11 protein-coding genes are annotated in these 12,518 nt (G+C 44.9%); 8 read left to right on the top strand and 3 right to left on the bottom strand.

The window, feature by feature from the left end; all coding sequences use genetic code 11:
- Nucleotides 1-17: 17 nt before the first annotated feature.
- Nucleotides 18-2,309 carry a mechanosensitive ion channel domain-containing protein gene (locus tag Q7V21_RS17050; protein ID WP_304918428.1) on the bottom strand — a complete coding sequence of 764 codons (2,292 nt, stop codon included), beginning with the start codon at nucleotides 2,307-2,309 and terminating at the stop codon, nucleotides 18-20.
- A gap of 190 nt (nucleotides 2,310-2,499) precedes the next feature.
- Nucleotides 2,500-3,024 (bottom strand): histidine phosphatase family protein, encoded by a 525-nt coding sequence (locus tag Q7V21_RS17055; RefSeq protein WP_304918429.1) that lies wholly within the window; start codon nucleotides 3,022-3,024, stop codon nucleotides 2,500-2,502.
- A gap of 198 nt (nucleotides 3,025-3,222) precedes the next feature.
- On the opposite strand from Q7V21_RS17055, the gene Q7V21_RS17060 reads away from it, so the two are divergent.
- Nucleotides 3,223-3,921, top strand: a complete 699-nt coding sequence (locus Q7V21_RS17060) for a hypothetical protein (RefSeq protein WP_304918430.1) — start codon at nucleotides 3,223-3,225, stop codon at nucleotides 3,919-3,921.
- A gap of 51 nt (nucleotides 3,922-3,972) precedes the next feature.
- A complete protein-coding gene (locus tag Q7V21_RS17065) occupies nucleotides 3,973-4,536 on the top strand; it encodes a hypothetical protein (RefSeq protein WP_304918431.1) in 564 nt (187 codons plus the stop codon).
- Between the two features lie 100 nt (nucleotides 4,537-4,636).
- Here the strand turns inward: Q7V21_RS17065 and Q7V21_RS17070 are convergent, their stop codons facing one another.
- Nucleotides 4,637-6,742, bottom strand: a complete 2,106-nt coding sequence (locus Q7V21_RS17070; protein WP_304918432.1) for a TonB-dependent siderophore receptor — start codon at nucleotides 6,740-6,742, stop codon at nucleotides 4,637-4,639.
- 416 nt (nucleotides 6,743-7,158) lie between these two features.
- On the opposite strand from Q7V21_RS17070, the gene Q7V21_RS17075 reads away from it, so the two are divergent.
- From Q7V21_RS17075 to Q7V21_RS17100, 6 genes are all read left to right on the top strand, one after another.
- The gene (locus Q7V21_RS17075) at nucleotides 7,159-8,385 is read left to right on the top strand and encodes an MFS transporter (RefSeq protein ID WP_304918433.1); all 1,227 of its coding nucleotides are present in this window, start codon (nucleotides 7,159-7,161) and stop codon (nucleotides 8,383-8,385) included.
- 61 nt (nucleotides 8,386-8,446) lie between these two features.
- Nucleotides 8,447-9,037, top strand: a complete 591-nt coding sequence (locus Q7V21_RS17080; RefSeq protein WP_304918434.1) for a DUF5610 domain-containing protein — start codon at nucleotides 8,447-8,449, stop codon at nucleotides 9,035-9,037.
- Nucleotides 9,038-9,194: 157 nt separating this feature from the next.
- On the top strand, nucleotides 9,195-9,863 hold the full coding sequence (locus tag Q7V21_RS17085; protein ID WP_304918435.1) for an SDR family oxidoreductase: 669 nt from the start codon (nucleotides 9,195-9,197) through the stop codon (nucleotides 9,861-9,863).
- Between the two features lie 25 nt (nucleotides 9,864-9,888).
- Nucleotides 9,889-11,115, top strand: coding sequence for an RNA polymerase sigma factor (locus Q7V21_RS17090; protein ID WP_304918436.1), 1,227 nt, complete (start codon nucleotides 9,889-9,891; stop codon nucleotides 11,113-11,115).
- Nucleotides 11,116-11,224: 109 nt separating this feature from the next.
- Nucleotides 11,225-11,662, top strand: a complete 438-nt coding sequence (locus Q7V21_RS17095) for a nuclear transport factor 2 family protein (protein ID WP_304918437.1) — start codon at nucleotides 11,225-11,227, stop codon at nucleotides 11,660-11,662.
- A 10-nt stretch (nucleotides 11,663-11,672) separates the two neighbouring features.
- Nucleotides 11,673-12,503: a YciI family protein gene (locus Q7V21_RS17100; protein WP_304918438.1), complete on the top strand. Its 831-nt coding sequence runs from the start codon at nucleotides 11,673-11,675 to the stop codon at nucleotides 12,501-12,503.
- Nucleotides 12,504-12,518: the final 15 nt, after the last annotated feature.

Genomic DNA, 12,518 nt, shown 5'->3' on the forward strand with positions numbered 1-12,518 from the left:
GGTGTTTCAATTAAAGCTTAGTGCTCTTCGTCAAAATCCTCTTTATCTTTGGGATTGGATTTAGAAGATTTTGGCTTATTCGTTTTTTGTTTTTGCTCAAGCTGAATAGCCTGGTCAGAGCTACCAACCATTTTCAATGGTGCCGGTGGTGCAGAACCATCTTTATCCTGACCAAAATAGATAGTCATATGCGGGAATGGGATCTCTATACTCGCTGCATCCAGATGTTGTTTAACCAGACGGTTATACGCACGACCTACCCCAAACTGCATACCTGGCAGAGTTTTAATTCGCACCCGGATATTCACTGAGCTATCTGCCAATGCTGTTACACCATCCACTTCCAGCTCTTCAGTTAGCAGTTTTACGCGCTGTTCTGGATCGGTCATTAACTCGGCAAACGCTTCTCGCAGATGGACAATAACCTGATCGGTATTTTCACGGTAAGCCACGCCATATTCACCTAAATGGTAAGCAAACTCACGCATAAAGTTGGAAACGGTATCCACAGATGAAAACGGAATCATATGATAGGTTCCAGATACATCACGCAGCCCTAATGAGCGTATGGTAAGTTTTTCCGCCGTACCGGTTATGCCGCCCGCAGAGACAATATCACCAACATTAATGGCATTTTCCATTTGGATAAACACACCGGTAATCACATCCTGGACCAGTTTCTGTGCACCAAAACCAATTGCCAGACCCAGTACCCCTGCACCTGCCAGTAATGGACCAATATTGACGCCGATTTCTGCCAGTACGATCATCATCGTCATGATAATCAAAGCAATCGCCGCCGCATTTCGGAAAATCGTCAGTAGGGTTTTAGCTCTGGCTGTCAGCAACTGACTGTTATCATTTGGATTAAGCCGATGCTCAATCCAACTGGCTAAACCAATCCAGATAGCCATCGCGCCGATTAAGATTGCCGCCACACTGATAACCGTGCCAATAGTATGCATGCCGGCTTCAGATGCTAACCACGCCGAAAGACTGAAAATGCCCCAGGCATCCAGAATTACTGCGGCAACAATAATGATCAGCAAAATTCGTAAGGTTTTATAGATATTTGGTACAAAGCCATTTACCCGTTCTTCAAGCAACGGAAAACGCATACGTAAATCGTCTGAAACATGTACCGGGCGACCAATGGTTTTAGCCAGAAACTTCGCCACTAAACTACCAACAACCAAGGCCAGAATGGTTTGAAATGTCGCTTTAAGCATCATCGGCAAGGCATCTTCGGGACGCAGTAACAGCGTCGTTGCCAACACGGCAAAATACACCATTCCCAACACATGCCAGCTACGCGCCAGAATGCCAAGACTAACGCGAGAAAAACTAAACGTCGCCTGTTGAGCATAGAGTAACAAGCGTTGTTTAACCGAAATGCGATTTTGCATAATCACGACAACCGCATAAATAAATGCACTTGATACCACCAGCACACTGACTAATTGGCCAACTACAGGGTTAATATTCAAGTTAACCAATGGCACTACCAGTAACATACCGTAACCAATAAAGTTGGTCAGACGCGCCAACCAGATATGCCAATAGGTTGCGCTTTCCGCAGTGATGGGCAACAAACGTAAGGCTGCATCGCGTCCGGCAAACACGGTGCGTAAAATCACTTTGAATATTTCAATCGCCAGAAACGCATTTAAGAATAACGACTGACTGACATTCATTTCCCCATTGCTGCCAACCGCAAACAAGGCCACGGCGTAACCCGCAACCCACGCTAACACGACCGTAAGTAAATCAACTGCGGCTGCCAGCAAAATGGCACTGAATTTTCTGAAAGCCGGATATTCTCCATCTGCTTCTGCCCAGTTATTGGCGCGGCGAAAAGCATGCCTGGCGAGACTTCGCAGTACGTAAAACATTAACAAAGTGCTGGCGATGACCACCAACACCATGAAGATTTCATCCAGCATTTTCTGCCAATCAAAGGCACTTTCGTCACCCGAAGCTATTCCGGATAAAACCGAAAATCCAGCGCCAATAGTTGATACGATTTCTTGTGCAACCGCTTGGGTTTTATTGGCAATTTGCCGCGCATAAGTGGGTTGGGCGACCAGATTGACTGATTCCGTTGCCTCATCCATCGCGCCAGCTGCTGCTGCCAAATCACGTAATTCGGCAATCAGTTTTTCTCGCGCCTGTTCATTTTCCAGCGTATCGGCAAGTGCCGAGTAATGCGCTTGATTATTTTCTGAAGCAGCGGGTTCTGCCCAAACGGCTTCGTTAAGGCTGAAGCTTAACAACATCGTCAGCAAAATCGAGGTTAACTTCCATTTCATATCAAAAAGCCACACGACAGTGAAATCTCCTTAGGTGAATACGCTTCAATTGATTTTCAACCATTATGCAATGGCTTGAACACGAGGCAGACATTATTCTTGATTAGCTATCAGCCTGAGTCACCGGGAGGTTAAGCTCAATCAGGCTGATAATGTTGCATTTTTAGTGACTTTAACAGGGCAAAAGGTTTCATTGCAAAACCGATACAATTTCCAGCTCACCCTGTTTATTCACCTCTATTAGCACTCCTTCACCCGATGACATGAATCTGTCCAGCAGCCCAGAGATATTGACCTGATGTGTAATGTAGATCGTCGCTTTATGCTTTCCCCTCTGGACAATATGCGCTCGCCAATCTGCCAGAAACTGACTTTTTAAATGCCGATTCGATACGTGAAAAAATGAATTCAGTGCAGTCAGTTTCTGTGGTGTACCAAAACCCAATAACTCAGCTGTTTCCAGACAGCGGCACCATTCCCCGGAGAAAACTTCTGCCTCGATGATGCCCATTTCACGGAGCTTATCGCCCATCGCAATGGCTTGTTGTTGACCTTGCTCAGATAAATTACGTTGTGTCTGACAATTTGAAAGTTCAAATTCCGCAGGATCCCCCACACCGGGGGCAAGTGCGTGACGAAAAATAATTATCTGCTCGGCAAAAGCCTGCAGCGGAAACAACGCCAAAACGAGAGAAATTATTCGCATATAAGTCATCACAATTTCCTGAATACTGCCAAATTCGATTCACAATTGAGATTATTGATGAACGTCCGTAAGTTATAAGAATCTCATATGTATAATTCCTCACACCAAGCGCCTGTTGTTCTTTGTGAGTCGCATAAGTTGTAACTGAAAGATCAACAAGTCCTAGACCATACATTGTGTATTAATTGCGAGAGCTCCGGAGCCACTATGCCCAGCAAATCCATGCCGCGAAGACTGACACTGGTATTACAGTTTCTCTTATTTGTTGGACTCGCCGGGGCGATTTGGGAACAACAATGGCTTAACGCAGTGATTACCACCGGTATCATTATCATTACTCTGTTTCCAATATTGCTAGCCAGAAAATTCAATGTTCATGTGCCCCCCGTTTTTCAGCTGATGGCCATCGGCTTTATTTTTGCGTCGATTTTTTTGGGCGAAGTTCATGGTTATTACACCAAGTTCTGGTGGTGGGATATTGCGCTGCACACAACCTCAGGATTTTTGCTCGGGATTACTGGTTTTCTTTTAGTATATTTGATGAATGAAAATGACAGTGTCCACATGCAAATGCAACCAGGCTTTGTGGCATTTTTTGCTTTCATGTTTGCTCTGGGTATGGGTGCTTTATGGGAGATCTTTGAATTTTCGATGGATCAGATTTTTGGCACCAATATGCAAAAACCCATGTTCAGTGATGATTCCGGATTAACCGATACCATGTATGACCTAATCGTCGATGCGATAGGCGCATTGATTATTTCGGTATTGGGTTACGGCTATTTGAAAAAAGCCCAGGCAAAATCCTTTCTTGAACGCTGGATCTGGTCTTTTATTGTAAAAAACCCCAGATTTTTCAATAAACATAAAAAAACCGAGCACGACTCTAAGAAATTACCCGACTGATTTTTCAACAACTCAGGACATCTTCCTTAGTAAATCAGGATTAACTCTGATGTGCTTTTAGCTGTAGCACTCTACTATGCCAAATCGTTGTCGTTTTCCGGCAAAGCACAATCTGGAGTCAATATGTTTTTACGGACCATCGCAACTTCACCGTTAAGCTTAATCGTCTGTTTATCTGTTATTTTTTTGCTGTCGGCCTGTGATCAGCAAGATGCCCCGCAAATGGAAGCCGTGCCAGTCGTTGATGAATCAAAGATCCCATTATGGTTGGACGGACAGGTTGAAATGTCTCCACAGGAATGGCTGGTAAAACGTAGCCGAGCTGAAGTGACCGATGAAGAAGCTGAAATTGAACGTGCAGCAGAACTGCTGGTCATCGCAGCTGACCGGTTTGATGAAAGTCACCGCATGATTGCCAATCGTGCCGCCCAACTAGAAGATATGCTGCTCGAACATCGTATTAATGAAACCGCGGTAGATCGATTGGAATGGTTCACCAAGCTGCCAACATTACAGACTCCGCACAGTTTCTCGGCACTTTGCCAGTACTACTACAACCTTCGCACTCAGGGTAAAACCGAAGATGAGATCATCCAAAACCTGCTGCGGATCTAGAGCGGATTTTTCTGGCAAAAACCATCTTTTAAACAGCTTGAATAAGCTCTGTTTTACAGTTTTCGGGCATCATATGATGCCCGAATCTTTCATCCAAAAATCAGTATGTCCAGGTAACAGAGCCTATGGCACTTCTTGATGCACCGTAATTCGCCTGTCCCCATTGCGGACTTTCAAGGTATTTTTCATTGCCAACGTTATACAGATTCAAGGCAAGTGAAATGTTCTGATTGAGCTGATACTGAGCAAACATATCTACCAAGGCATAACTTCCCTGAACTTTAACATCACCGAAATAAATTTCATTCTGCCATCTGACTCCACCACCCACGTTGAGTCCGATCACTTGAGGAACGTGATAGCTGGCGGCAACTTTGAATTGTTTAGTGGGTATGAAAGTACGTGTTTTGTCACCGTTTTCGTCTTCCATATCCAGATGCGTGAAGCCCATGCTCATATTTAAACGATCGATTACTTCACCTGACAGTTCAATTTCATAACCTTTACTTTCCAGCTCAATGCCACGATAAATATTCAATCCCGTCGTTGTATCGCGTGAAACCCATTCACCAAAGTTTTCTTGTCTCGATTCAAAGCGAGCCAGGGTTAAAACGGCACGGCCATTATTCAATTCCTGTTTAATGCCAACTTCTCTGCTTTCGCCTTTCACTGATCCTAATGGTGACAGATCGGCCCCGACCCATGTCTGGGCCTTAAATACTTCGCTATAACTGCCATACAACATGGTTCCATCGACTATCTCGTATGTGGCACCAACATATGGCACAGTCTCTGATTCAGACACCTTTTGCGGTGCACCATAACTGATGCCGTCCTGTTTGATTTTGACGGTTCTGGCCCCCAGTAAAAATGAGAGTCGGTCATTGGCACGTAGCCGGGTTGAAAAATAAGCCGAATCCTGATCTTGATCAATATTGGTGGATTGTGTTGCTGCATCATAAATATCAAAGACCGGACGGGGTGTTGCACCTGCCGCCCAATTTGCCCCTACTGGGTCATAATTCCAGGTACTGGAGTAAATAGATCGTCCTGTAAGTTTAATATCAGCTTTATTGATGCCTACCACCAGATCATGTTCTCTGCCGGCTAATTCAAGCTGACCACTCAGATATAGATCGAATATTTTTTCTTTATCTTCTGCATCGTACTGACTGGCGTGAGCAATTAATCCCTCTTCCGTTACTGCGTCTGGGCTACCCGTTATATAGAATGAATCCCACTGTTTTTCTTGTTTATTCTCCGTATAGATAGCTTTTATTGACCAGTTCTCACTTAACTGCTGATCCAGTTCGATAAAACTTCGTGTTTGCTTCACATCCTGATAAGCCCAGTCTGGGGCAGTATTAGTCGACACATCGTAGCTGGTTAAAGTACCGTTGCTGTAAAAAAGCGGTAAAGCACCAGAAGAATTACCTTTACTGTATGTGTCATTTACACTGTGAGCCAAAGTCAATTCGGTTGTATCTGTCAGATCAGCTGAAACGATGCCATAAAACACTTCCCGATCAGTCGTATAGCGGTCCAGATAAGAATCGCCTTTTTCTTTTGCGACGACTAGACGTCCACGCACCCGATCGTTAATCGGTCCCGAAATATCAGCATCAATTCGACGGGTATTCCATGAGCCATAAGATGCTTTTGCAGAAGCCTGAAACTCATCAGTAGGCCGTTTACGAACAAAATTAATTGTCGCTGAAGGATTAGCAAGCCCGGTAATCAGACCACTTGCTCCCTTGATAACTTCAACTTTTTCATATATCGCCGTGTCATCATGACCTTGAGTCAGTCCGAATGAAAAAGGCACTCCCAGACCATCGTACTGGAAATTGACTATGTCAAAACCGCGTGCGGTGTAATACGTTCGTCCCGTTTCAACCTGCTCTACCGTTACTCCGGGGGCATATTTAAGTAGTGTGTTTACATCTCGTAAAGCGAAATCCTGGATCTGATCATTCGAAATAACCGATACGATTTGAGGTGTTTCGAAAACGGTCAAATCCAGTTTTGTAGCTGATTTGGTCTCCTCTGGCTCACCATATACATGAAGAGAATCCAGACTGACATTGTCAGACGTTTCTTGCTGTTGCAGATCTGTAATTGGTTGCTGCTCAGTATCAGCAATTGCCATTCCGCAGCAAAGTGATGCTAGAGAAAATGTGATGACTCGTCGTGTACCAATTTTCATAAATTTACCTGAAATAAATTTGAAAAAGTTTACACGCCGATATTTGCTAACACAAATCATTTGCATTTGTATTAATGTAAATTATTGTAAGCAAGTACTCTTTGGAATGCATTAGCCATAATCTGATAACTAACAAGCAATTTAACCGGGTGGGATAGTCTTTTAAAGCTGAAATATGGCCTCAAAAGAATTCTTTGGATTCAAGCTATAGAGATTCTGGACAATGCATTTACGAAGCTAAAGAATGTTCAACACAAATGGATTTAACCAGTGCCTAGAATTTAAGTAGTTTTATCACCAGGCTAGGTTTAAGTTGATTAGCCTGTACTTAGTTCAGTGCTTTATAATTTTCCCAACCATAGACTTTCCCATCCCAGGGAAAACTTCAGTCTGCTTATCTATAACCATCGGAATCTATGAATTCTCCTCAAACAAACAGTTATTTCAGTTTGATCCGCAATCAATTTGGTCTGTTGGCCATTGGTTTTGTCGCGCTGTTTACCGGCAATCTTGGACAAAGCTTTTTTATTGGTTTGTTTCAGTCCGATATTGCCAATTCATTAAATTTATCTGCGGGTGAGTTTGGTGCTGTCTATGCAGCCCTCACTATGATTAGTGGATTTCTGGTGCTACATTACGGCCAGAAACTGGATTGGATTGCGCCTCGACGTTATGCCTTGTTAGTTCTGACCGCATTATTCACTGGCGTGATTTTACTGACTACTTCACCCTGGCTGATCCCGGCAGTGATTGGTTTAGGCTTAGTACGCTTATGTGGCCAGGGTTTGATGACACATTTTGGCAGCACACTGGCGGGCCGAGAATTTACTCTTAATCGTGGCCGAGCTTTAGGCTTGGTTAGCCTGGGAATGCCGCTGGGAGAAATTATTTTAGCCCCGGTTATCGCCTTGTTAATCGGATGGCTGAGTTGGCAGCAAATCTGGTGGGGAGTCGCTGCCGTTATATTCCTGCTGTGGGTGGTATTACTGTTTATGGCACCGTGGCCTGATGCACCTGAAATCAAACGCGATAGCAGTGGTAACAAAATTCAGGGACCCAACCCGATGCTGGAAAAAAGATTCTGGTTGATTATTCCATTGACCATGGCTTTGCCAGTCACTTTGACCGGTATTTTTATCTTTCAGGCCCAAATGACGATGGATTTAAATGCCACCACAACAGCCTATGCGCTGGGGTTAACGGCGATGGGCATTGCCCGTTTTCCCGGCTCCTTACTGGGCGGACGCTGGGTAGATGAATGGGGTGTGGCATTGTTGGCAAGACTCTACTTAATGCCTTTTGCCTTTTCGATCATCCTGGCAGTGTTGATCGGTGGCAATGCAGGCATTCTGATTTTAATGATTGGTGCAGGTATTTCCCTTGGCATGTCTTCACCAGTGGTTGATAGCTTGCTGGTAGTTTTGTGGGGACGTGAACATCTGGGCCGAGTTCGCAGTGTGAAATCGGCGTTAATGGTATTTTCAACGGGTCTGGCACCTGCAGTTTTAGGTTTTTTAATTGACGGCGGGATCCAGTTTGAAACCATATTAGTTGGAATGCTGGTATTTATGGCTGTGGGCTGGTGCATGGCCTTGGCTCCGATCCGTGAAGCAGAAAAAGCTTTCAACGACACTGCAAATTAAAATTAAAGTCCCCTTTTAACTGGCCGCTAACTTTAGCGTAGTTCCATTTGAGGACAAGAATATGACTATCAATACTGCCCCGTTTGGGCAAACCGTCAGCTCGATGGCTAAAGATCCCGTCAATAAGCAGGATGTTCCTTTGGGCCAGCAGATTTCTGCTCTGGCACAGGAAAAAAAGTTTTCTGTTTCCGAATCCAACAGCCAACTGAATTTATCGATTCTGCAGGTTTCTTTTAATATCAGTGAAGGCAATGGCGATGGTGCGATGGCTTTGCTTTTCAAAACAGCACTGGAAGGCATTAATGATGTATTGCGTCCCGAGTTCGGTGATAACGCAATTCAAAAAGCCTATGATTCTGGACTTGATGTCTCACCTGAGGCCACTGCCGATCGAATTGTGCAGATGAGCACCGCTTTTTTTGATGCTTATTACAGCACCCGCCAGAATATGTCGCTGGATGAAGCACTTGAATCATTCGTCAAAGTTATTGGTGGCGGTATTGATCAAGGTTTCAAAGAAGCTCGCGGTATTCTCGGTGGACTGAATGTGCTGCAAGGTGATATTGCCAGCAATATTGATAAAACCTATGATTTAGTTCAGCAAGGTTTACAGGCCTTTTTGCAAAATTATCAATCTTCACGCGAAGCTTAAAAAGCTTTTTACCGCCATCCAATTTGGGTGGCGGTTTCGCTCCACCCTCATTCCCCGCTCTTGAGTTCTGCTTGATACTCGACGTACTCTGTTCTCATGTTCCGAGGGTTTCTAATTACCCTCAGATCGTCCCGTGTTTCAATCACAGGAGATAAACATGCAAGAGAAACAGACCCTTGTCATCGGCGCAAATGGCCAAATTGGCAAATTGTTGGTTCAGATGATGGCCGAACAACAACTGCCGGTTAAAGTCATGCTACGTAAAGCAGAACAAGCAGCCGAGTTTGAAAAGTTAGGCGTCGAAGTAGTGATTGCAGATCTGGAAAATGAACTGTCAGATGACGTCTTTTCTGGTTGCGATAAAGTCGTGTTTACCGCCGGTTCAGGAGGTAAAACTGGTGCCGATAAAACCATTCTGGTGGATTTATGGGGCGCCTGCAAAGCCATCGACAAAGCCAAGCAGCACGATATTAAACAGTTTGTTATGGTCAGTTCCCGCGATGCTGGCGATCCGGAACATGGCACCCCCGCCATCAAGCATTACAACATTTGTAAGCATTTCGCCGATAAACACCTTATGGAAAGTCATCTGCCCTACACCATTTTACGTCCCGGCAGACTAACTGATGGCCCGTTAACCGGCAAAATTACCACCACTCGTCCCGCTGATGAACAGCAGCAGTTTATTTCCCGAGCTGATGTGGCCGCCTGCATTGTTCAATGTCTGGATCATTCTGAAACGGTTAATCAAATTGAAGAGTTGTATCAAGGTGATTTGCCGATTCAACAAGCTTTTATAAAATCTGTAAAAGGTCGGTTAGGTTAAACAAGACCAGCCTAAAAATGCATAAATGAAACTGTTGCTCGATCGGATTTACCAAACAGAATCACGCCAGATTCTCAGCACATTGATTCGTTTGCTGGGTGATTTTGATTTGGCCGAAGAAGCCATGCATGAGGCCTTTGCAATTGCCCTGCAGAAATGGGAAATGGATGGTGTTCCAGATAATCCACGAGCTTGGCTGATATCCACGGCTCGCTTTAAAGCCATCGATCAACTCAGGCGACAGAAACGCTTTGATCATTCGCTGGATACGGTGATCGATGAATTGGCCGCAGAAGAAACAACGTTTGATGAGCAGCAGATTGAAGACGATCAATTACGGCTGATATTTACCTGTTGCCACCCGGCATTGGCTGAAGAAGCAAGACTGGCACTGACTTTACGAGAAGTCTGCGGCATGACCACTGAAGAAGTGGCCCGGGCATTTTTACAAAAGCCCAGCACGCTGGCACAACGCATTGTCCGCGCCAAAAATAAAATCCGTGAAGCCGCTATTCCTTATGAAGTGCCAGCAGCAGAACAATTGCCTGAACGACTGCAATCCGTATTACAGGTCATTTACCTGGTATTCAATGAGGGCTACTCCGCCAGCAATGGTGATCTGCTGGTTAAACATGATTTAGCCAGCGAAGCGATCCGCCTTGGCAGATTATTAAAACAATTGTTACCAGAACCGGAAGTAACGGGCTTGTTGGCATTGATGTTGTTGCAAGACTCAAGACGACACGCTCGGGTGGATGCCAATGGCGAACTGATTACACTGGAAGATCAGAACCGTGATTTATGGGATCAACAACAGATTGTGCAAGGCTGCGAGCTGGTGCTCCAGGCTTTGGCAAGCCAACGATTTGGCCCGTTTACCATACAGGCTGCTATTGCTGCCGTGCATGCAGAAGCCAAGTCCTTTGAGCAGACCGATTGGCAACAGATAGTGGGGCTCTATGATGCGCTATTGCAATATAACGATTCCCCCGTTATCAGATTGAATCAGGCAGTGGCGATCGCGATGTTCGAAGGACCGGGAGTTGGCTTAAACCTCATCGAGGCATTGCTGATGCAGGGTGAGCTTAATCACTATCACCTGATTTATGCTGCCAAAGCTGACTTATGTCGACGGCTGCAACAATTTGATACAGCACGTCTGGCCTATCAGCAGGCGCTTGCGTTAACTCAACAAGTCCCTGAACAGCGTTTTCTGCAACGGCGGTTAGCTGAACTTCCCGCTCCGTCCTAGCGGTAAAATCGGTTTTATTCAAAAATTATTTCCTTGCTGTCGATTTAGTAATTTTTCATTCGACTACTTAATAAGGCTCACCTATGAGCCTTTTAAACAGGAGAGATAAATGAACGCGAAAACTGAAGTTGAACAACAACTGGAAAACTGGAAACAGGCCGTTCTCAGCCAGAATCTTGAAAAAATCATGCCTTGTTATGCCGAAGATGTCCGGGCATTTGATGCGATTGCTGAATTGCAATTTACCAATCGCAGCAAGTATCAGGCGCACTGGCAAAACTGCTTACAGATGTGCAGCATGACTAAATTTGAAATCGGCCAGATTGATATCAAAGTGGATGGTGAGCTTGCCGTGTGTTTTTTCCTTAATCAATGTGGTGGTAAGGATAATAAAACCGGTGAAGAACAAGTCGGCTGGATCCGTGGAACACAGGTATATCAAAAGCGTGACGGCAAATGGCTGATTGTTCACGAGCATTTTTCATTGCCTTTTGATATGACAACCGGAACCGCCATGTTCCATCTGACACCCGAAACATCATGGTAAGGAGACCAAAATGAAATTTATGATTTTACGCAAGGCCGATAAAGATACTGAAAATGGCGTAATGCCCAGTGAGGCGTTGTTATCCGCGATGGGTGACTACAATATGCAACTGGCGCAGGCAGGCATATTACGAACCGGTGAAGGTTTAAAACCGTCTGCGGATGGAGCACGTATTAAATTCCAGCAGGGCAAACCAATCATCACCGATGGTCCGTTTACCGAAACCAAAGAATTATTGGCTGGCTTTACCATTATTGAAGTCAACTCCAAACAGGAAGCGCTGGACTGGGTCAAACGCTGGCCGAAAGAAGATGCTGATGGCAATGTTGAACTGGAACTCAGACAGCTTTATGAAATGAGCGATTTTGCTGATGGACCTGGGCTACAGAAACATATTGATCTTGACCAAAAACTCCGTAAACAACCGCTGTCCACCAGCTCTTATCTGTTATTTGATGGCAATTGCCGTGAAGCGTTTGAGTTTTATGCCGAGGTGTTGGGTGGCGATATTGTGATGATAATGACTGGAGCTGAATCACCAATGGCAGAGGAAGTGCCTGCCGAGTTTACTGACAAAATCATGCATGTCTCTCTGCAAGTCGGCAATTGGATGTTAATGGGATCAGACTGTCCGCCCGGCATGTTTGAAAAACCACAAGGCTTTCATGTGCAGATTGCTTTTGAAGATGAACAGCAGGCGGAAACCATCTTTAATCAACTGGCTGAGAACGGCATGGTACAGATGCCCTTTGAACCGACGTTCTGGGCCAAACGGTTTGGCATGCTGGTCGATAGGTTTGGTACACCGTGGATGATTAATTGTGGCCAATGTATCTTGTAAAAATACCCCCCCCAA

Source organism: Methylophaga sp. (genome assembly GCF_030651745.1).